Origin of the sequence: Sutcliffiella horikoshii (assembly GCF_019931755.1) — a bacterium.
Taxonomy (GTDB): domain Bacteria; phylum Bacillota; class Bacilli; order Bacillales; family Bacillaceae_I; genus Sutcliffiella_A; species Sutcliffiella_A horikoshii_E.
In genome coordinates this window covers 3,171,260-3,193,155 of the sequence record NZ_CP082918.1, presented here as the reverse complement: position 1 = coordinate 3,193,155, position 21,896 = coordinate 3,171,260, and the positions used below count along the sequence as shown (strand labels likewise).

At 34.8% G+C, this 21,896-nt stretch carries 23 protein-coding genes and 1 pseudogene; 21 read left to right on the top strand and 3 right to left on the bottom strand.

The features are described 5' to 3' along the window. The first annotated feature begins 82 nt into the window (after positions 1 to 82). Positions 83 to 564, top strand: a pseudogene (locus K7887_RS16345) (DinB family protein). A 478-nt stretch (positions 565 to 1,042) separates the two neighbouring features. Here K7887_RS16345 and K7887_RS16340 read toward each other — a convergent pair. Both K7887_RS16340 and K7887_RS16335 read right to left on the bottom strand, forming a co-directional pair. Beyond that, positions 1,043 to 2,332, bottom strand: coding sequence for an MFS transporter (locus tag K7887_RS16340; RefSeq protein WP_223490604.1), 1,290 nt, complete (start codon positions 2,330 to 2,332; stop codon positions 1,043 to 1,045). Position 2,333: 1 nt separating this feature from the next. Then, positions 2,334 to 2,930, bottom strand: a complete 597-nt coding sequence (locus K7887_RS16335; protein WP_223490602.1) for a winged helix-turn-helix domain-containing protein — start codon at positions 2,928 to 2,930, stop codon at positions 2,334 to 2,336. Between the two features lie 303 nt (positions 2,931 to 3,233). Here K7887_RS16335 and K7887_RS16330 point away from each other — a divergent pair, with 303 nt between their 5' ends. The 16 genes from K7887_RS16330 (at position 3,234) to K7887_RS16255 (ending at position 18,692) form a co-directional block, all read left to right on the top strand. Next, positions 3,234 to 3,737, top strand: a complete 504-nt coding sequence (locus tag K7887_RS16330; RefSeq protein WP_223490601.1) for a GNAT family N-acetyltransferase — start codon at positions 3,234 to 3,236, stop codon at positions 3,735 to 3,737. 448 nt (positions 3,738 to 4,185) lie between these two features. Then, on the top strand, positions 4,186 to 4,635 hold the full coding sequence (locus K7887_RS16325) for a hypothetical protein (RefSeq protein WP_223490599.1): 450 nt from the start codon (positions 4,186 to 4,188) through the stop codon (positions 4,633 to 4,635). Positions 4,636 to 4,876: 241 nt separating this feature from the next. After that, the gene (locus tag K7887_RS16320; protein WP_223490597.1) at positions 4,877 to 5,632 is read left to right on the top strand and encodes a hypothetical protein; all 756 of its coding nucleotides are present in this window, start codon (positions 4,877 to 4,879) and stop codon (positions 5,630 to 5,632) included. 189 nt (positions 5,633 to 5,821) lie between these two features. After that, positions 5,822 to 6,076: a hypothetical protein gene (locus tag K7887_RS16315; protein WP_223490596.1), complete on the top strand. Its 255-nt coding sequence runs from the start codon at positions 5,822 to 5,824 to the stop codon at positions 6,074 to 6,076. 697 nt (positions 6,077 to 6,773) lie between these two features. Beyond that, the gene (locus tag K7887_RS16310) at positions 6,774 to 7,970 is read left to right on the top strand and encodes an MFS transporter (protein WP_081728169.1); all 1,197 of its coding nucleotides are present in this window, start codon (positions 6,774 to 6,776) and stop codon (positions 7,968 to 7,970) included. 181 nt (positions 7,971 to 8,151) lie between these two features. Then, positions 8,152 to 8,775: a nucleotidyltransferase domain-containing protein gene (locus tag K7887_RS16305; protein ID WP_223490594.1), complete on the top strand. Its 624-nt coding sequence runs from the start codon at positions 8,152 to 8,154 to the stop codon at positions 8,773 to 8,775. Between the two features lie 21 nt (positions 8,776 to 8,796). Then, entirely contained in the window at positions 8,797 to 9,555 is a 759-nt protein-coding gene (locus tag K7887_RS16300; RefSeq protein WP_223490592.1) for a serine hydrolase, read from the top strand. An 86-nt stretch (positions 9,556 to 9,641) separates the two neighbouring features. Continuing rightward, entirely contained in the window at positions 9,642 to 10,448 is an 807-nt protein-coding gene (locus K7887_RS16295) for an alpha/beta hydrolase (RefSeq protein WP_223490590.1), read from the top strand. After that, positions 10,438 to 10,989, top strand: coding sequence for a nucleoside/nucleotide kinase family protein (locus K7887_RS16290; RefSeq protein WP_223490589.1), 552 nt, complete (start codon positions 10,438 to 10,440; stop codon positions 10,987 to 10,989). The genes K7887_RS16295 and K7887_RS16290 overlap by 11 nt, the downstream gene beginning before the upstream one ends. Before the next feature lie 304 nt (positions 10,990 to 11,293). Next, a complete protein-coding gene (locus K7887_RS16285) occupies positions 11,294 to 12,484 on the top strand; it encodes an ABC transporter permease (RefSeq protein ID WP_223490588.1) in 1,191 nt (396 codons plus the stop codon). 249 nt (positions 12,485 to 12,733) lie between these two features. Continuing rightward, the gene (locus tag K7887_RS16280) at positions 12,734 to 13,771 is read left to right on the top strand and encodes a nucleotidyltransferase domain-containing protein (RefSeq protein ID WP_223490587.1); all 1,038 of its coding nucleotides are present in this window, start codon (positions 12,734 to 12,736) and stop codon (positions 13,769 to 13,771) included. Positions 13,772 to 13,780: 9 nt separating this feature from the next. Then, positions 13,781 to 15,595 (top strand): E2/UBC family protein, encoded by a 1,815-nt coding sequence (locus tag K7887_RS16275; RefSeq protein WP_223490586.1) that lies wholly within the window; start codon positions 13,781 to 13,783, stop codon positions 15,593 to 15,595. Then, positions 15,592 to 16,068 (top strand): Mov34/MPN/PAD-1 family protein, encoded by a 477-nt coding sequence (locus tag K7887_RS16270; RefSeq protein ID WP_223490585.1) that lies wholly within the window; start codon positions 15,592 to 15,594, stop codon positions 16,066 to 16,068. The genes K7887_RS16275 and K7887_RS16270 overlap by 4 nt, the downstream gene beginning before the upstream one ends. Then, positions 16,065 to 17,174 (top strand): SAVED domain-containing protein, encoded by a 1,110-nt coding sequence (locus tag K7887_RS16265; RefSeq protein ID WP_223490584.1) that lies wholly within the window; start codon positions 16,065 to 16,067, stop codon positions 17,172 to 17,174. Before K7887_RS16270 ends, K7887_RS16265 begins: the two co-directional genes overlap by 4 nt. A 282-nt stretch (positions 17,175 to 17,456) precedes the next feature. Beyond that, positions 17,457 to 17,918, top strand: a complete 462-nt coding sequence (locus K7887_RS16260) for a DUF4871 domain-containing protein (protein WP_223489976.1) — start codon at positions 17,457 to 17,459, stop codon at positions 17,916 to 17,918. 213 nt (positions 17,919 to 18,131) lie between these two features. Then, positions 18,132 to 18,692, top strand: a complete 561-nt coding sequence (locus tag K7887_RS16255; RefSeq protein ID WP_223490583.1) for a hypothetical protein — start codon at positions 18,132 to 18,134, stop codon at positions 18,690 to 18,692. A 519-nt stretch (positions 18,693 to 19,211) separates the two neighbouring features. Here the strand turns inward: K7887_RS16255 and lepB are convergent. Continuing rightward, complete coding sequence (gene lepB / locus K7887_RS16250) at positions 19,212 to 19,823, bottom strand: signal peptidase I (RefSeq protein ID WP_223490580.1); 612 nt, start codon at positions 19,821 to 19,823, stop codon at positions 19,212 to 19,214. A 287-nt stretch (positions 19,824 to 20,110) separates the two neighbouring features. Here lepB and K7887_RS16245 point away from each other — a divergent pair, with 287 nt between their 5' ends. The 4 genes from K7887_RS16245 to K7887_RS16230 all read left to right on the top strand — a co-directional run bounded on the left by K7887_RS16245 (position 20,111) and on the right by K7887_RS16230 (position 21,593). After that, positions 20,111 to 20,380 carry a hypothetical protein gene (locus K7887_RS16245; RefSeq protein WP_148966328.1) on the top strand — a complete coding sequence of 90 codons (270 nt, stop codon included), beginning with the start codon at positions 20,111 to 20,113 and terminating at the stop codon, positions 20,378 to 20,380. A gap of 146 nt (positions 20,381 to 20,526) precedes the next feature. After that, on the top strand, positions 20,527 to 20,742 hold the full coding sequence (locus K7887_RS16240) for a hypothetical protein (protein ID WP_223490578.1): 216 nt from the start codon (positions 20,527 to 20,529) through the stop codon (positions 20,740 to 20,742). A gap of 35 nt (positions 20,743 to 20,777) precedes the next feature. Further along, positions 20,778 to 20,969 (top strand): hypothetical protein, encoded by a 192-nt coding sequence (locus K7887_RS16235; protein ID WP_223490576.1) that lies wholly within the window; start codon positions 20,778 to 20,780, stop codon positions 20,967 to 20,969. 60 nt (positions 20,970 to 21,029) lie between these two features. After that, a complete protein-coding gene (locus tag K7887_RS16230; protein WP_223490574.1) occupies positions 21,030 to 21,593 on the top strand; it encodes a hypothetical protein in 564 nt (187 codons plus the stop codon). Positions 21,594 to 21,896: the final 303 nt, after the last annotated feature.

Here is a 21,896-nt window from a genome sequence, read left to right as displayed (position 1 = left end):
GGAATCCGAGTTTGCTTTGTTTTATTCTCAGAAGTGAAGTGTTTTATCAGTTGTCATATTCTTGAAGTATGGAGGGGTTTCATTGCAAACATTTCAATATAACTGGATGGTCAGAGAAGAATGGTATCGGTGGTGTGAGGAGTTAAGTGAAGAAGATCTTTTACGCAACCGAACTGGCGGTGTAGGTAGTATACTACATACACTCTTCCATATAGTTTATGTAGAATGGAGTTGGATACGCCTTTTACAAGGTAAAACAGACTTTGAGGAGAGTTTCAATGATTATAAGAGCTTGAATCAGGTACGAAAATTGGACGCTGAATTTCGAACGGAAGTGGAGAACTTTGTGAACATCTGGGATGATAGTAGGAAAATCAATTATTTTACGATACCTTACAAGATGGAAGAATTGTAACGGATACCTGGGGTGAGGTTATACGCCATTTCATTGCTCATGAAATTCACCATATAGGACAATTATCAATTTGGGCAAGGGAAGTAGGGAAAAAGCCTGTGTCTGCAAACCTTATTGGACGGGGTCTTTCATCTCATTTGAATAATTAATGTAAAATAGATCATTTGGTATTAACTGGTGTTAGTTTAATAAGAATTAAGTGATTTTATGAATAAGGTCAGATTTTAGTTATTCCATTAAAGGGCGCTTTTCTGAAATAAGGAAGTCTTTCTTCATGAAAAGGGCCAGATACCAAATCTATAAAATATAAAAAAAGATGAAACACCATATTGTCTCGTCTTCGCAGCACCATTTTTCGAAATTAACAAATGAAAGTATACGTAAAAAGCAGGATTCCAAGCACATCGTTGTCTTTCCGTCCATCAAGTAAAGTGGTCCACATAAGCTGATGTATCTGCTGGAGATCATATTTAAATAAGGAAGAGGCATATCTGTTCGATACAGGTATGTCTTATTTTATCTCAACTTACTATACTTTTTAAGTGGCAATCGAAAAAGAAAGTAAAAAGGATCCACAAAAAGTGATTTTTCAAATACTACTAGGGGCTTCTATAAGCTTAACTTTTTTTAATTAGCCTGAGCTGATTTTTGATTGTTTATATGTAATCCATAATCTTCAGCATTCATTTTAACGGGCTGTGGTAATTTTCTTAATGTAGAATTCAAAACCCAAAAAATTGAAATGAATAAAAATCCAGAACTTAATAATCCAAAAACCAGGGTAATATCAAGAACTGTAGCAACGTAACCTCCTAGAAGGGAACCGATAGGCATCATTAAAGTCCCAATACTAGCTGCCACAGTAATAGTTCTCGCAACAAATTTCTGTGGAATCATTCCTAATATAGCTGAATTCATTACAACATTAGTTACACCTAAAGGTATCCAAGCAAAACCAAACAATATAATTGTTAAAGTTTTTGAAGGCATAAAGATGGAACTAATCCAAAAACAAAATCCAATAAGAAATGCTATAATTGTCAGAGTACCTAAGGGGAACCTTCCCATAATACTACCCAACAGAGCTCCTATTAATGTTCCAGCCGATAATGCTGCCATTAAATATCCATATGTATCAGAACCACCAAGGTAGTCACCGTATACTGGTAAAATAGCAAGGGTTGCTCCAATTGCAAAATTTGCAACAATTATCGCTACAAATAATTTAGCAATGATAGATCCAAAAACAAATTTAAATCCATCAGTTAATTCTAACAAATAATTCTTAAGTAATTGTTTCAGCTTTCTATGTTTATTATCTGGTATTAAGTCATCCGTATCCTCATTTACAGGAATTCTAATTGATAAAAATAGTACGGCAGCAATAAAAAATATAACGGAATCTATAATGAATAACGTTACTACTCCTAATAATGAAATTAGTATACCCGCAATTGCATTAAAAGCCATATCAATACCTTGATAAGCAAAACTAAATAATGAATTACCTTTAACTAATTCATCCTTTTTTAATATCAAAGGTAAAGCAGCCGTTTGAGCTGGGTAAGCGAATTGATTTAGCAAAGATATCAATGGGATTATTATGAGTACTGTAGTTATATTTAAATAATTGAATTGATATGCGATTGGAATAATAGCTATAAGTATGCCTTGAACAAGCTGAGTAAAAAATAGGGTTTTTCTTAAAGACCAACGATCAACCAATGGACCTGCTAAAAATTGTATTGCTTGTGGTAACAAGACTAAAAAACCTGCTAATCCAGTGTGAAATGCTGATCCTCCTAATTCATATACTAACCACATTGCTGCAATATAATAGATACTGTCTGCCATATTAGTTATAATTCTTCCGGAAAATAATCGTGTAAACCTCCAGTTTTTAAATAAGGATATCATTTTAGAATTCCCCTCTGTCCTTTTTGACTTCAAAACCTACACTTGAAATATAAAAAGTACTTACATCTTCTTGGTCTGTATTTTCCATATTTGCTAATTCATTTAAAAGATTATGATACTTTTTTTTCCACTGCATAAACTGTGGTCGTTTGATATTAACTTTTGTTTGAATAGAAATTAAAGGCCAATCCATATATTCTCCTGAAGAAATTGAAAATGAATCCTCGGGAGCAGCGATTGCCTCATTTTTTGCATTTAACAAAATTGAATATATTGAAGTTCTAATTGATTCATTCATTTCATTGAGGTGAGGAAAAAGCTTCTGGTCGATAACAATATCTGTTCCATAAGTTTTGTAAAATTTCTGTGCAATCCCATTTAGTAATTCAGTTTTTTCAATAAATATGATCTTAACTTTTTCAAGTTCTTTTAAATGATAATGTACTTTAGGGGCTGGGATATTTAAAATATCCCCAATTTGTTTCCCCGTTTTTGATTGGTTAGTTATTTGAGAAAAAATTCTTATTCTTAAGGGATCACTAATCGCTTTTAATTGATCGAAAGATTTAATCAATAATAAATTTGTAGAGGACATCATTCAACACTCCTTTAACGTTCAAATTTATTAAAATGTTATCATAAAATTTTTTGTTTTACAATTATTTCATTTAGATTAATGATAACTTCTTTAAACTAAGGTCTAAAGAATCAATGATAAGACAATATATTGCCTCATCTTTGGTTCTCATCCCCAGTTTTATCCTTCACCTCTTGCATAGGATGAGCATGAACCGTGAGAACCGTCCCATTGGTCCACTTAACTGTTAACTCCTAATAAGTAAATAATTGGAATTAAGCAAACAGGCAGTATAGCAGAAGAAAGAAGGGGAAGGAGTATTTTATGTTAATTAGAGAGATAGAAATTGAGGATGCTGAGAATTTGATAAATCTCATTAAGGAAGTAGAAGCAAAATCAAATTTTATGCTAATGGAAGCTGGAGAAAGAAAAACTACTCATGAACAGCAACGAAAACATTTAGAACGTCTAGGACAGCAAAACAATTCAACAATCTTTGTAGCAGAAAAAGAAGGAAATTTAATAGGTTATTTGATTGCTATTGGCGGAAGTGTAAAAAGAACTAAACACTCAGCTTACATTGTTGTAGGGATTTTAGAACAAAACAGAGGACAAGGGATTGGAACTGCTTTATTTAAACGTGTTGATGAGTGGGCGAAAAATCACCACATATCACGATTGGAACACACATCGGTTACTAACATTGAAGCAGGTGTAGCTCTATATAAAAAGAGCGGATTTGAAATAGAAGGTACAAAAAGAAATTCTCTTATGATAGATGGAAGCTTTTATGATGAGTTTTATATGTCAAAGTTATTAACATTTTAACTCAATTATTTAGGAGTGAATACAGCATAGCGGGAGAGCTCTATACTTAAGAAAGAGGGAGTTTAACGGAATAACTGTTTCAGGATACATTTAGACCTTGGTGATTAGTTTGATAAAGATATTGTGTGGGGAGGCAAAAAGATTAACTTTTTATTACTCGTTTTCTCAATTTTCCTATTGTTGTTTAGTATGTCAAAATTGACAAAGATCAAGTATTCAAAAAATGACTCCATATTAAAAGAAGCGAGGTCGAACCTCATTTCTTTACTTTTGGGAGGGGTAGCCGTAGCTGGGTATTTAATCACCTCTTACCAAGTTTGGGTTTTAGCTGGGAGTTCCGTTTACTGGGATGGAGTATGTGTTGTACTAGGAACAGCCCTATTAACTGCAATAATCTGCTTCAGTTTTTATTATAAAGTTAATGCAAGGTATAACAAGGGAGAGCAATTTGAAAAATAAAGGCTCTTCTGACTTAAGTGACATTGTAAAAAACAAGCAAGTAAATATAGAGGGGGGAGAAAGTATGTTTCGAATAGTGATAACATTATTTATAACTGTTTTATTGTTGTCGGCTTGCGGCTCTAAAGACTTTGCATATTCAGGTGAATCAAATAATTGGCAAGCAGATTTAAAGGTGCACCAGTCTAGCGGTTTTGAAAAGCAGGGACTTTTACTGAAATTTCAGGGAGAAGATGTAAAGTCGATTGGTCCAATTACCTATAAAGTCGATAGTGTCGGTAGTTTTGGCGGAACTAGGGATAAATTACAGGAAAATGGGACTGTTGAAGATTATAGTGAAGCGAACACAACTAATGCCCAAGTTAGTGAACATACTGAAGTTGAGGTAACAGTTGAGTGGAATGGTAAGACTGAAACATTTAAACTGACAAAGAAATAAATTTAAGAAAGCCCAGGGGCGGCATAAATATAATAACATCCCTATTCAGCAATCTGGAGCTTTAATCGTAGATCGTATTACAAATTATCTCGAATTAAAGTCTTCCGCTATCGGGCGCTAGTACGAAAGAGTGGGAGCTGCCTTTATGACAGCTCCTTTGACTTATTACGCTAAAAAGTCAATTACTATAGATTACATAAAACTTACATCCGAGGAAAAGATAACCTTGGAGGTGCTAAAAATGAAAAGAATTATGATAACAATAATTACTTTAGGCATTTTATTTTTATCAGCACAAACAGGGATGGCCACACCACCTTTTAAAGAGGGTAATGTAGTTAGTAACTTTATACATACGTTAGTTAGAAACGGTGAAAAAGAAGCAAGGTCATTTACAGTTCCTGATGTTAAAATACCTGAAATTCGAGAAAAAACACCAATCACCGGGTTTTCTGGATTAAATTCCCCTAATGAAAATGTAAGAGTAATAATTGGCTACTTTGAAAGTGGAGAGAATGAACCAGAAAGAATTGCGTTTATATGGGAAGTAACATCTAATAAAGAAAAAGTTACGGATATAAGAGTTGTGTTCGATGGTTCTAATCCATTTATAGATGAAGCAAAAGCAATTCAAGAGTATCAAGATAAAATGAATACTCCTATACTTGCAGCCTCCGAGTTTCCTTTTGACATTACCCATATTGACGCAGATTTTAATAAAGATACACTAATGTTGAGGTATAGGAATGCTGATTTAAAAGGATTAGTTCAGGTGAAAATAGTACCAAGTGATACTGATTTAAAGAAGTTAGAAGGTGAAAATGATGAATATTATACATTGAAGAGCGGTACGAAAGCACTGTATCAGAATGTTCCTTCTGCCCATCAACTTATCTTTCAACATAAGAATTCAAGGTATTCAATTTGTATAAGTAAAACAACGAAAAAAGAGATTACAGTGGAGGATTTACTTAAAATTGCTAATTCAATGTTCTAAAACTAAGGGTTGCTACGGGCGACCCTTTTTTCTTCAAACTTTTGGATCTTCCACAACGGGCGCGATCTTGTAATAGGGATTTGTGCTTTTTTATTTCACCGGGGCGAAAAATAACATATTGTAGGAATTTTCATATTATGAAATAATTGGTATTAAGCAATGGGACAGGGTTGTATAGGGGGAGGGATTATGAATAGGTTAGTGGGAGTCTTTTTATTTACTTTATTTAGTTATTTACTATGGTTGTATGTCGCTTCTAATCACTCTACTCCTGAGGATTGGTGGACTGTAAAACATATAAGGAAAACCCATACAGAAAACAACGATATTAAAATGATTCCACATCATTTTTCGACCTCGCCAATAAAGGTATTAATCGGTTCAGGGTTTTTTATATTGTTAGGAATTTTGCTTTCAATTTTTGTTAGAAAAGAAACAAAATAATTAGCTTTAAAAATTGAGAGTAGTACTTTACTCATGAATATTCTATACCACCGCACATCAACAATCCGTTACGTTACTAGAGTAGGGAACAGTGTTTTCTTGGTATTCTGCTTTGCACAAACATAATAGTAGGTTGCAACTTTGTAAAGTCTGAAATTTCGAATGTCAAAACACTATTAATGTGGAAGAAAATACAAGTGCAGGTTATAGAAAATTAAAGGTTGTAGAGGATTCAGCTGAATTGAGGCAAATAGAAGATATCCTTAGTAGTGTAGAATGGGAAAGAGCAGAAGTAGAAATGAGTGTACCTCCGCACATTCGTTTCATAACAGATGCTGGATTTTTTTCTATTTGGGTAACACCTAATAAGAACAGAATTGAAATAAAGTAGAAGGAGAAAGTATGTACAAAAAATTGAAAGAGGAGGAGTCCACCTTATTATTTAAGTTGGTTACTGATAAAGAGTTGAGACAGTACGAGAGTAGGTACTGAAAATAAAAATCATACAAAAAAGATCCTCCATTATCGGGCGCAATCCTGTAACAAGGATCAGCTATCTTTTTTGGGGAGTAGGATGAACTATTGTAGGAATTTAAATATTATGAAATAATTGGTATTTAAAAAATGATTTTAAAATAGAAGTGAGAGTAAAGGAGGTAGTCTTCTGCCACGATCATTTTATAATTTAGTTATTAGTATGTCTTCCAGCAGGTTAAGCTTTGCGTTCTTCACCATGACGTTCATTACAATACTATATAGTGAAACAGGCTCAGCAACACTCGCTTCCACTGTTACTTTAACTACAACTGTTGCACAGATTGTATGTGGGATTTTCTTACCTGGGTTAACTAAGCTTTATTCATCAAAAGCAATCTTATATTTCAGTCAAATATCCCAGTTAATCATCTTTATATTATTGGTTATTTTCTTTAACCTAGATTTGTCAAATTTCACAATTGTATTGTTGTTTGTTCTCAATTTCTTTTTAGGATTATTCTATGCAGCAACGAATCCTATTAAAAATGCAATTGTCCCAAGAATAATAGAGAATAACGTTCTAGTACGTGCTAATACATTCTTAGCTACCTCTGACCAAACTTTGCTATTAATTGGGTGGACACTTGGGGGAGTATTAATTGCCAAATTAGGTGATACCATTTTATTAATGATTTCATTTGTCCTTTTAACCATTTCTCTAATTTCTCTGAAATTAACAAATATACCCTCCGATACGAGATCATTAAAAAAATCCAAGAGATATGCTGTGTTTTATAAGACTTGGACTGTTTTGTTCACCCATCCCAAATTAAGAACCATAACTTTGATGGATATAACTCATGGTTTTGGAGGTACTGTTTGGATAGGTGCAGTCACTCTTGCTTTTGTTACAGAAGTCTATAATCTGGGAGAGTCATGGTGGGGGTATATTAACGCCGCATACTTTACAGGAACTATTCTTGGTGGGCTATTCATATGGAAAGTAGCAAACCGAATACAGAATAATTATATTAAAGCTATATTGATTAGTTCATTTAGTTTAGCTATTCTTACAATCTCTTACGGTATCATTCCTATTTCGTTTATAGGGTTGGTATTAGTAGTAATAATGGGGCCATTTTTCCAACTAATGAGCATCTCTACTAGAAGCTATATTCAACAGGAAATAGAAAAAGAAGAATTAGCATCTGTTTTTGCCTCACGTGCGACATTAAACCAAATAATCTTTTCTATTTCTATTTTTCTTATAGGTTTAATCGTTGACTTGTTTGGAGCACAGTTTGCCTATATGTTTTCAGGAGCTTTATTATTCATTTCAACTATCATTGGTACATGGAGTTTTAAGAGCGCGAGGATAGATAGTGGTAAAAATATGCAGAAGGAAGTAAATACATAAAAGCCAAAAACGTAGGTTGAATGTTCAACAATCGGGCGCGATCCATGAACAGGATTAGCGCTCATTTTTATTGGGACTGGATGAAGAATAGCTTATTGTAGGAATTTATAGATTATGAAATAATTGGTATTAAGGTGAATGTCTGTAATGGATTGCTCGTAAATAAAAATGGGGTGAAAAGTTGGGAGATAATGAAGAAGTCTGGAGACCTCTTTCTATTACTGAAATTCATAGTATCTTCAGCATAATTCCTATCCAATGGTGGATTGCTGGTGGGTGGGCTTTAGATATTTATTTACGAAAAGTCACAAGGGCTCATGAGTATATTGACATAGTTATCCTAAGACCAGATCACTTAATTTTACAAAGACATCTGGGTAGAGATTGGGAAATGTTTATAGCATTTAAAGGGCAGTTAATACCCTGGAACAAGAATCAATTGCTAGACTCTCATTATGATAATATCTGGGTTAAGAAAAAAGATGAATCAACATGGGCTTTCCAAGTAATGTTATTGGATATAGAGGAGAAGAATTGGATCTACAAACGAAACAACACAATAAGAAAGTCACTTGAAGATATTGGGTTAGTATCTTTATCTGGAATACCATTTTTAAAACCAGAAATACAACTTCTTTATAAAGGTGGAAGTTCTGTCATTAGAGAGAAAGACGTTATTGATTTAGGAAATATATTACCTAAATTAAATGTTAGCAACCGTGATTGGTTAAAAAAATCCTTGAAAATACAGTACCCTCATGGACATAAATGGATTGAACTAATAGATTCTTATGCCAAAGTTTAAAATTAGGTAAGGTGAATATGCTTGAATAAAATTATTGATAAACTAAAAGAAATAGATACCGGAGAAATAGGTGTCATATTATTTTCCAGCAAAGAACAAAGGTATGAGACCTCTTTAAATAGTGAACTTACAGTCCCCCTTGCATCAGCAGCAAAAGTGGCAATAGCATATTGTGTAGCAAAATGGGTAGAGGAAAATACATATAATTGGGAAGACCTAATTAATGAGATTTCATTTAATCCAGAAGAAGATAGCAAGGAACTTTATCCTCATCTACAAAATAGAAAATCACTTCCTTTAAGGGAGGCGATTGAAGTTATGATTGCTTGTCATGATAGCTATGTAGCAAAATGTATTGTGAATTATTGTGGTGGCTGGGAAAAGTTAAACAATTCTCTCCAATCTTATTTTCCGTCAATAAATATTACTGAAAACCCAAGAGATATTGAAAACAAGGGTCAGCTAAACCAAATTCTTGAAATATTGATTCAAATCTTTCAAGGCTACAAAGCACATCCTCTCCTTTGGGCACCAATCATTAATGGCCTGGTTAGACAAAAAGGTGATGTAAACCACATTCCACCACACTATCTAAATCATATGACAGGTGGCTTAGACAATGTTGTAATTGATATCGGTATGATCGGAGACTTCAATAAAGATCCTTTTATTTATGCAGTAGGGGCTATTAATTTATCTAATAGATTTACCAATCAGGCTGCTGACAATAAAATTATGGAAGCTATGAATTTGCTTTATGAGGAATATTTAAAGCAATAAAGTGCCGTACTTAATTATAGAGAGAAAGCTTTTTACATGTTTAAGAATCAGACAGGATTATGGATTGAAAATAAGGTGAAAAGGTGTTGGTTGAACTGGAGTCTTTTCAAATAGTTAGTTCAATATTAAAGAACAGTAGATTTGTTCGGGTATATCTTCCCAAGAGTTATTCAAAATCAGAAAGCAAGCGATATCCAGTTTTATATATGCACGATGGTCAAAATGTGTTTCAAGATAAGGATGCAATTGGTGGTATTTCGTTAGGGCTAGAAGAATATGTAGAAAAGAATGATATAGATGTAATTATAGTAGCTATTGACCAAGTCGTTGAAGAACGTAAAAATGAGTATTGTCCATGGGTAAGTGGAGAGTTTGTAAGAGAATTAACTGGTAATAGTGATTCTTATGGCGGAAAAGGAGAGCAATATATCGAGTTTATAGTCCAAGAATTGAAACCTACCATTGATAGTAATTACCGCACTATTAGCGATAATAGCCTGATGGCAGGAATATCACTTGGTGGATTAATCACGATTTACGCTGCCTGTAAATATCCTCATTTATTCCGTACTATAATTTGTTTATCTTCTTCCTTTTGGTCCAATCAGGAGGAAATAGAAAAACTTATTGATGAAAGTGATCTTACTCTCGTTGAATCCATTTATTTAGACTGTGGAACAAATGAGGCTGGTCAAGGCACCCAATTAAGTGATGAATTTATAAAGTCTAATCAAATCATTTACAGGAAGTTAAAAGATAAAATCCCAAATACTAGATTTGTGGTTATTCCAGATGCTGAACATTCTTATAGCTTCTTCAAAAGAAGAAAGCGAGAGTTGTTTCTCTCTTATAAAAAAGTAATAAATAAGGAGCATTATATGAATGAGTATTAAGCCAACGATTATTTCAATTGCAGCTGTTTCAGGTGGAGGAAAAACTACCATAACAAAAAAATTGAGTTTAGTACTAGAAGATACAAAAGAGTTGTTTTTTGATGATTATGACTTTGAAAACGCACCACAAGACATTGTTCAGTGGGTGGATCAGGGAGCAGATTATAACCTTTGGAATTTAGACCCATTGATTTCAGATATTGAGAGGTTAAAATCGTCTAGAGAAGTACCTACATACATATTACTAGACTATCCGTTTTCATATATGAACGATAAGATGAAGAAATACATTGACCTATCTATTTATATTGACACTTCTTTAGACGTAGCAATGGCCAGGCGAATACTTAGAGATCACGCGGATAGCACTATTAACGATGTTCGTAATGAAGTGAAATTTTATTTGCAATATGGAAGAGTGGCCTATCTAGAAATGGAGAACAGTATTAAACCTATTTCAGATATAGTGATTGACGGAACTCTACCACCAGATAAAATTGTTGAACTGATAATCAAAGAATTAAGAGATAGGGGTTTATAATATCTTCAACAAAAGGGCGCCATTCTGGAACAAGAATTGGGGCTCATTTTTTATTTTAGTTCCAGATAATGGAATAAGACTATGCAGTAAAATTGGATATTTATGTTAAGATAATTAGAGATTGTGAAGGATTGTACTTAAAGTAAAGGAGCAGAATAGTGAAAGAAGGGTTATACAATTGAAATGGAGAATATTCATTTATAAGTAGGTATTGGAGCAATTAACGCAGGGCAAAAAGAAAATAGCTAATTGAGATATACAATAGTGCAATTAAATTAGTATTCAATGAAAGTATGGTGTACTAATGGATATAAAATCATTATGGGGTTTAAGGGTTCAGGAATTTTATAGAAAAATTTTCAAATACTATTCAATAATTGGTGCGAATGTTTTTTATTTTTTGTTGATCATTAGTAGTATCTTTATATATTATTTTAATTTATTTCTTCAATGGATACCTCCTCAAATACCAGTAGAAGGAATCTTATCACTATTTGTAGCCTTCATTTTAATACAGACAAAAGTTCGTACATTTATTAAAAGAGCAGATATTGTCTTTTTGTTGCCATTAGAATCGAAATTAAAGCCGTATTTTATTAAATCACTTGTATATAGTTTTGTTATTGATGCAATTAAATTACTTAGTTTCATTGCTGTTTTCTTATCTCTATTTTTAAAAACAATTTATATAGATCTTCCCATCCTTTTTTTTATAGTTGGGATTATTGCTTATAACATTTTAATGAAGTGGGATGAACAATGGTTAGAGAACCATGTACAATTAGTGTTACATAGGATAAATAGGTTTTTTTCAATATATTTAATGAATTATTTTTTGTTTAAAAACGACTGGATTTTTGCGTTTCTTTTAATCAGTGTAAATTTCGTCTATTTAATTTATTTTATAGAAAGAAAAAGAATTTTGAATTGGCAGAGGCTAATAGAAGAAGAAAGTGCCTTATTAAAGAATTTTAAATTCATTAATTACTTCATAGATGTACCTAATCTTAAACGCTCTTTTCGAAATAGACGTTTGCTCACTTTTATTCTGAAAAGGTGTATCCCATATGGTCAGAGTAGTACATTCGTATATTTATACTCACACTTGTTTGTAAGATATAATGATTATTTTTACCTTTATTTAAGGCTAACTGTAATTGGCATGTTTGTTAATTATGCTATGCCAACAAATGGTTGGATCTTTAATCTCCTCATTTTATTTATGACTGGATTTCAAGTAATTCCTTTACAACATGAAATGAAACAAAGTTTATTACTTTATCCTATTTCAAAATCTCAGATAAAAGATTCTTTCTTAAAGTTTGTCTTGGTCATACTATATGCCCAATTTATTATTCTATATTTCACAATGTTCATTAATGCTTCTACTGCTAAAATATACTTTCTTGTAATTGGTAGTTTATTTGTTTATGTATTCGTATATTACTTTGTATCAAAGAGAGTCAATATCTCAGGGAGTGCCTTAAAAGAATAGCATGTTATTTAACTAACGGTTGCATTACTTCATAACGTTCTTACGCAATCGGGCGCGATCTAGGAAACAAGGATCAGCGCTCTTTTTATTTTGGCAAGGATGAAGAATAACATATTGTAGGAATATTTAAATTATGAAATAATTGGTATTAAGTTATCAGGTAGAATTGGTTAATAGAAGTTTAGATAAAAATTGGGTTCATTTGGATAAACACTACTATGTTACTTAAATATAAGGAGGTACAAAGGGATGGGGAATCTGCAATCATATTTCCTTGATTTTCATGATGCAATCAAATTGGAAATCGATGATAATCAAGTCCTTCGAGACAAGCGAGAGGAACTGCTTGATGTCCTAAAGGAAAACATCGACCTTGAAGAGGGCAAGTATGATATTTTTCATCAAGGCAGCTATACGATGCACACAGGCATTAAGCCTTTAGAAGGCGGTGACTATGATATTGATGTCGGCCTTTTGTTTAACATCTCCACCGAGGATTATCCTAATCCAGTTACAGCAAAGAAGTTAGTGTATAACGCATTGAAGGATGATTACGAGGACACAGAGATGAAGTACCCGTGTGTGTCGGTAAGGTTCGAAGGAGAAGTAGATAATGACGACCGTAATTACCATGTGGACTTCACGATATATTCGAATGAAAATGATGATGGCAAAACGTACCTTGCGAAAGGGAAGCTCGGCAGCGGGAGTGACAGCAGAACATGGGAGCATTCTGACCCCAAAGAGTTGGTGAGAACCATCAAAGAAAATCTGATGGATAAAGAAGACCGCAAGCAATTCAGAAGGGTCATCCGTTATTTGAAGCGCTGGAAAGATTTGAAGTTTAAGGGTGTCGTGAACCGTCCATCTGGGATTGGGTTAACAGTAGCTGGATTGACTCATTTTCATCCGAGTTATTCTTATAACGCCTTCACAAAGACATACGATGACTTGGGTGCATTGGAATCGTTTGTTCAAAATATGATTAACTCATTCAGCTATAAGTTCAATGATGACGGTGAATGGGAAGACCGGCTAGAGGTGAATCTGCCTACCCCTCCCTATAATGATATTTACGAGAAACTGACAGGCAGCCAAATGAAGAATTTCAAGTCTAAGCTAGAATCCATGCGTGACAGGTTGAAAGAAGCAAGAGTTGAAACGGACTCAGTAAAAGCATGTGAAATGCTGCAAAAAGAGTTCGGGGAAGACTTCCCTGTTCCGACCCAAAAGGAGTCCGCTCAGCAGAGGGGGCCTGCCATCATGGTAGACCATTCTTCAGCATGAGGTGTGTGTATGGCTGATGATTTTACGATAGATAGCCTGAACTTGGACGAGCTGTTTGCCGAAGTACAGGCAATCGATGTTCACCAAGTAAAAAGTGAGCGTAGTCAATTTCTTCATGCATTTGAGGGGAAGATGAGTGTGGCGGAAGAGCAATTCACGATCCAACTTGCTCTTCCTTCACTTTTTCCTTTGAAAAAACCGATGTACTTCCTGAAAAACCGTCAAGAAGCTGGGTTCATTCCTCACATAGAGCCTGACGGATTTATCTGCTACTCGCATGATGAAGGGGTACTGCTCGACAGGAACAACCCGAAGGGCATTATCCATGAATCGTTTCAACGCGCGAAAAGAACGCTTGAAGAGGGTGTGCTTAAGCTGAACTCAGAGGACTTCCTAGTGGAGTTTGAAGCTCTGTGGTCAAGGCAAGAAGGGATTACCCGAGTGGATGCTATCCTCACACCAGAAGACCGCTTCAAAGAGATAGTTGTTTTTCATGATGAGAATCGAAATAAATCCATATTGTTGGACAGTATTAATGAAAGCAAGGTTTATTATTTGAACCGTTTATATAGCAGCCGCAATGTGCTGGATGAGTTTGATAGGAGCAATGGAATTTATATCCCTTTGAGGAAGTCTTCTACTATTAAACCACCTGCATTTTGGGAGACATGGGATATCAGGAATTATCGACAGCTTATCAAGCACAACATTACGGCTTCAACCAAGAATAAACTGAATCAATATTTGAAGAGGAAGTTCATCCAAAAGGGGGATGAGGAGTATATCGTGCTTGGCATCCCTATCCCCATGGGGCAAAGAGCTCTTATAGGCTTAAAGCTTTCTGATTTCCGTGCAGAACAGGGAAAAGGAAAGCATTTTCCTTTTCTTCATCCTATAAGGAAAAACCAGGCTGCATTTGAAATGATGCCATTGGATATCAAACGGCATGATAAGGAGTATTTGCTGAATAGAACGCAGGGACATAACCGAATTGCAGATAAGAAAGTGACGGTCGTTGGACTGGGGTCACTGGGAAGCAGGATATGCTTTGAACTGGCACGTGCGGGAATTGAAAGGTTTACTTTGATTGATAACGATGCCTTGAATATCGATAACGTCTATCGGCATGAATTGGGAATCAGTGATGTTTATTTTAAAGATAGTGCTTGCTATTACCATTTTCCTAAGACAGAGGCGATGAAAAGAGCCATGGAGATAAAGTTTCCGTTCGTTGAGGTGGAATATGAAACCTCCGATATTTTGGACATCATCCAAGGAGAACCAGGGCTACTGCTTGAATCGGATTTGGTCATCATCGCTCTCGGATCCCCGACCGAAGAGCTGTACGTGAATGAAATGCTGCGCCAAATGGACGGGGCGCCGCCGATTCTTTTTACTTGGCTAGACCCCATTGGGTTAGGCGGGCATGCTTTATCAACGAAGAAAGGGACACCAGGCTGCTTTCAGTGCCTGTTCACTCAACCTGATGAACCGAAGCGCTTAATAGCCAACCAGGCGTCATTTGCAGCTCCTGGTCAAAATTTCCGAAAAACGTTGGCAGGCTGTCAATCTGTTTACACTCCGTACGGTTCAATCGATGCTCTTGAGACAGCGGTCATGGCCACTAGATTGTCTGTAAGGATTCTGTCAGGTGAGGAAAGGGATAGCCCGCTTATGTCCTGGAAGGGTGATTCCACGGCACTTCTCAGTCAAGGATATCAGTTAAGTCCGAGGTATGGATTTCCTTCCGACTTATTGTTTGATACCCGTTATTTATATAAGAACGAAAATTGTGTAATATGTCAGGCGGGTGAAACACCATGATTTTCTCGTTCGGTCCAACCTCGAAGTTGAAGATAAACGATGATGTCCTGGAAAAGTTCCGTACCTATCGTCAGTTAGAAAGCCGTGATACGGAAGCGGGCGGAGTTTTAATGGGAAGGTTCATAGAGGGCTCGGATGACATCATCATTGATTTAATCACCGAACCAACGGAAAAAGACAGACGTGAAAGGTGCTTCTTTAAAAAGCACCTGGAAACTCATCAGGAACTCGTTGATAAGATTTGGGAAGAAAGTGAAGGTACCTGTAATTATGTGGGGGAGTGGCACACTCATCCAGAGAAACATCCTTCCCCTTCTTTTCACGATAGAAGAGAGTGGAAGAAAGTGTTGAAAAAGACGCAGTGTGAGTCATCCTTTCTTTTTTTCTTTATTATCGGCACCGAATCCATCGGAGCGTGGGTAGGAAATCGGAAGACTGTAAAAATAAATAAGTTAGAGGTGTGGAATCCATGAGCAGGGACCCTTTTAAATTATCTACGACTGAAGACCGTTCGTTATGGATTAGTTCAGGTGGATTGTGTGCTAGGTGTAAGACGCCATTAATCTTGGATGATGTTAATGCAAAAGTAAATATTGGAGAGAGAGCTCATATCATTGGGAAGGCAAAGGGAAAGAAGGGTGGACCGAGGCGAGAATTTGCTGACGATTTCGACATAACCGATGAGAATATCGATTCCCTTGAGAATTTGATGCTGATGTGCAGTCCGTGTCACCATACCATTGACACGAATCATAAGGAGCACCCTCCTCAAGATTTGTTTGACATGAAAGAAAAACATGAAAGCTGGGTCAGTGAACAGCTTTCTAAGAAAAATAAGGCAATCGTGGTGGTTCATAAGCGAAAAAACCTCATGCCTGTCGATTCCATCCTTTTATCTAAGGAAACCAACTGTTTATTGTTGGATGCTGTTTCTTTACAGGAGGAATTTACTGATTTCACAGAAGAAGGCTGGACTGCTGCCAAGAAAGAAAATGAGGATTTCTTCCGTAAAGTGGTGAAGTCAAAGAAGGAACATGAGGGGACGTATCTTTTTGTTTTCCCGCTTTCTCCGATTCCGTTATTAATTCATTTGGGAAGTCTGATATCGGATACAACAGCCGCTGTTGTTCATCAATTTGATAGGGATACACAAATGTGGTGTCACGAAAATGTGAACCCTGATAAGAATGTGGGGCTGCCAGAAGTAAAGGTTTCAGAAGAAGTTCATAAAAAGCTTGTGGTCAGCTTACAAGTCAGCGGAACCATTCATGAACGGGATATAACAGATGCGGTAGAAGGTCCGTTCCAAAGGTTGAACATCAAAATTGACGAGCCAAAACTAAATGCCGTTTTATATGAGGATGATGTTGAAGTTCTGAAGAGTGTGTTCCGAAAAGAAATATACCGCTTACAAAGTGAAAATCAGTTTTCCGAAATTCACTTGTTCTATTTCGGTCCAGCAGGATTGGCTGTGGAACTTGGTCGCTGCATTAATCAAAACATGCTGCCGCCCGTTCATTTGTATGAATATAATATTCGTGCTACTAATGCAAAATATCAAAGAGCAATAACGATTTGAGAAGAATATAGAGTTCTTGGGAGCCATATCAAAAAACGAATATGGTTAAGAAAGGAGCTTAATCTGAATCAGCTCCTTTCTTTTGTACAATGTACAATCTCAGTTACTGGGTCAGATGGTTTTGTAGCACGTTATCAAAAGAGATTTCATACTTGATTTTTGTACTAGTGAAAAATTATCGGAAAAATAAGGAGATTTCTGTATAAATAAGGATATTCAATTAAAGGGCAGGATAATTGAATAAGAATTCAGAACAAAATTTTAGTTGAGGTGATGATTACTTTGCTAGGTACTTTTCGTTTAGTCTTCATTGGATTAGGTTTGGCATTGTTTGTTTTAGGATGTGAGAAAGAAACAATTGTTTACGAAGCCACTCCAACTTTTGTTTCTGAAACGGAGGAATTTGTTGGAGTAGAGGGTAAAGTAGGTTTTTTAGATGGTGTTTATATTGCAAATGAACCCCGAAAGACTTTATGGCATTTTTGGGGACCATCTGAAGATATAAATGGGGCTGTGAGGGTTGAAGGGACTCATTTAGAAACAGGAGAAAAAACCCCATTATTATTAGATGGGCATAGTTTCGATTATGCAACCTGGGAGTTTGACCACGGATTTACTCAACCAAACCTAGGAGCAACGAAGACGATGCCATCCTATATTGGATTCGACAAACCAGGATTCTGGGAAGTTTCCGTTTATACCGATGGCAACCATATAGGAGATTTTATAGTTGATGTAAATTAGTGAAGACTGGTAGTAGTAATTTGTGAATCTATTTGCTTATTCCACTATCTAGGGCTTATATAGAATAAGCAAAGATAAAAAATGTCAAAGTCATTGCCGCACAGTGGTGTGTGATGGAAAAGCAAAGGTACAGAACTTCCGTAAAGTATTCAAAGATATATCACATCGGAGCAAAGCGAAAGGAGTAAAGTTTGATGAAGGGGAATGTTTTAGGTGACAGTTAATCAAGTACTCTATGTATTGAAGGAATACGATGGTGTAATTGGAGCTGTTCTTGGAACAGTTTTAGGTTCTATTAGTACTTTACTTGTTACACATTGGCTGAAGAATATAGGTAAAGTATCGTTAAAATTAAAAGGATATGACTTCCAGTATTATAAGTCTGATTACGGTGTACCAGCATCTATTGATATGCTTGATGAAGCTGATTCAGCAGATTTACACTTTGAAATTGATATCTATAATTCAGCAGAAAATGTTAAAACAATTAACGATATACAATTTCAGTTAATTGATGATACAAATACAATTATTCATACTGGTAAGTTGAATGATATTGAAACAGGAAGAATGGTTGCTGGAGCATATCGATATGACTCATTTACTTTTCTTAACTGTAAACCAAAAGAGTTAGCTAAGAAAGAATTAAAGATTTATTTTAGTTCTACTGACATCCATCTGTTAAAAATTACTAAAAAAATCATCATAGAAGCAAAATTAGAGGGTGACACATTCCCTTTTAAAAAACGCTTAAAAACAATGGTAACTTTATAACTTTAAATAGTATGTGAATTACTAAATTTAAAAGATAGGATCAGCGTTAATCTAAGAAGGATTAATGGCCTTATTTGTTGAATTCCTTATTACGCTAAAAGGGCCTCATTTAAGAGTTGATTTTTAAACTGCATCCCGGTATTGGTGTATGTATTAAAGTTCACCTTCAGGGACTTAAGTAGCTATATGAAAGCTTGGAGTGAATGTAGAGAGTATCTTAATTTAAACCTGGTCGACTCTTCACCAAAAAATACGGATGACCATTATTCAGCAAACTAGGAGCTTTTATAGAATATCGAAATAAAAAATTGGCTTAGAGGAAAAAACCTCTAAGCCTTCTAGTTTGAAAAATGCTGCTATATACATTGCGTCTTTCATAAGGTTTTATTGTTTGCAAGTCACAAGCAAACCCTTTAAGTAATCTCTGAAATTTTTTATCCAACTATATTAATAGCCTCGTTATTAAGTCTGGTGTAAAATTATTCATTTCTGTGACTAAGATTAAAATTCAACCAATAGTTAGTTCTTGTAGCCATATTGGTAGCCAAGCACTTTACCGATTATGTCGCCTTGTTCAAGGGGCTGCATAGTTCCTCGCATCCAATCGTCACTAACCACAAAATACTCGTTTTCGGATAATTCCCGTTCTTTCATACTGGTATTAAAGGTATCCATCATCCCTTCCTTATTGTACTCTACTCCTGCCTTATCCATTGCTGGAAAGTAACTGTTTTTATCAAAACCGAGCCGATGTGCTTTCCCATAAAAAGCATCTAATTTCTTGTTATTAATAAAAATCTGCCCATCTGAAATACTGACTTTTTCTCCTGGAAGTGCAATCACTCTGGAGATCATTTGGTCATTCGTACTATTGCTAAAAAATACAATATCTCCTCGAGTGTAGCTTGATGGTATTACGGTTGGATCAATCACGAGAACCTGATCATAGTAATCGTGGTTTCCTCGATCCATATTATCAGACAGATAATGATGTTTTAGCCAGTCGGGTTCGACTTCTTTAATAATATTTACATTAGGGTTTGTATCCTTGTCCGACAAGGTTCCAGCTGGTGAATTAGAAGAGCACCCCATAAGTATCAATAACATAATTAAAAAAACGCCATATTTCAAAACTATTCCCCCTTTGTATATATTGTACGGAAGAAAAAGGAAAACACTAATGTTATTTATGTATATTTTTTGAATTTTGAAAATCATTCCCTTTCAATTCAACTAAATTTAGCTTATCTGGTTCAAGGTAAGCTTCTTTTATGTGAAATTAATTATTGAGTTAATGGTCGAGGGTTGAATTAATAGGTATTAAGTAATTTAGGGCAGGATTATTGAGTAAGTAATATTTGTCTTGATATACGGAAAAATAGATAGAGGTAATAGAATTTACGAAAATAGGTGGCACAATGATTTGGGTTTATGTTGGAGTAACAATTCTTTTTTTGATTGGTGTTTCAATAATTATTTGGGGGATAAGACTAACAAAAGATAAGCATAAAAAGGAAAAATATTTCGATGATACTGCTGCTTATAACTCTGGAGTAGTAGAAACGCTCGTATTATTTTTGATTTCTCTATTATTAAAATATCTACCATACTGGTTAATGAGGGGAGTTCTAATTTTATTCGGATTAGCAATTATTTTATTGGGTGTTTTAATTGTAATGTCTATTTAGGAGAAAAGAAAGAAATCATACTATTCTAACTATAAGTCATCTTATTTATATATGCTCTTTTGTGGAAAAGGGACAGTCGCTTTTCTCAAACGAGAAAAATAATCTATAGCATTTTCTAAATTTTAACCAAGCTAAGGAGGCAGAGTATGGAAGGCTCTTGGGAAGGATTTTTAGATATAATTGATTTAAATCAAGATACAAGACAAAAAGCTGAGTTAAAGACATTAATTGAATTCCCATTAGCACAACCAAAAAAAGACTTGTTAATAGGCTTATTTGACTGCATAACAAGTATTTATGGATCCGAAAAATCACGATTCTTTGGTGGTATGAACCAAGCTGCATTAATGGTAAAAACATAAGAAATCCATATACTAAAATCATTAGCAAAGATGATTTGAAATATTTACAGGGTTTATGGGAAAAAACTGGTGGGGATTATATTTTGTTTTTGCCTGAAGAATTCAATGCAAAAGTGGATACAAGTGATGAAGAAGAGTTTATTGGAGTATGCCTAATCAAATACTCTCAATTATTATTAAAAACTCCTGATGCAAATGAAGTATTGTATTTATATCTCAAAAAATGAATTTTCTTATTCAGCTAAATGGAGAACATAAGGAACTGAAAATTTGAAGGAGGACTGAAGTTGAAAAAAGAATATTTTGTACAATATTCAGACCAAAACATAATTAATAGTATTGACTTTCCAAAAGATGCTTTTGCATCTATCTCAATTGGAATGACTGACATCACAAATGATTTAATAATTTCGTTAGTCCATAAAATGTTCGGTCTTCCTGTTTTCTTTGTTTTGAACTCAATGATTTTTGGATACGAGAAAGAGACTTTAATATCAAATAATATTCCATTTTATGAATTTTCGTCAGATGGAGCAGTTATAAAAGTAGACTCAATAGATAAATTACATCTTATAAGTAAGCTTGCAGAAGACCTAGTTTGTAATGGTCTGAGTGTGTTCATTTTTCACGGGATAGATTTATCAGAGCAAGATTTAATTCCCCCAAAACATTGGGTGGATAAACCTTTAGTATTTAAAAACCTTGATGTTAATAAACTCGAAACCTTTCTAGATATTGGAGAGGTGGGCTTCACCATATTTACTAGAAGTAGTTTATTTGACTCTCCTGAAAAAATCCCAACCTACATACCCAATGATTACTTCCTTAATATTGATAGTAGTGATGTATAACTTTTCGAATATGGTCTTTGCTCAGCAATCTAGGAGCGATTGCAGCATAATGGTTTGCTCCTAGAAAATTAAATATGTGACAGAGGGGAGTAGTCAATGAAACATCTAAGTATATGGTCTATTGTATTTGCGATTATCGGTGTTATTTTGTTTAGTTGCTCCTATGTTTTTTCGGAATCATTTGAGTTTCTTATGATTATGGGGTTTGTTTTTTTAGTTATCGGATCATTATTTTGTTTTGAGGCTATGTTTAAAGGGAAAAGGGCGTTTGGAAATTCTTATCGGTTGGAGCATTTTTTATTT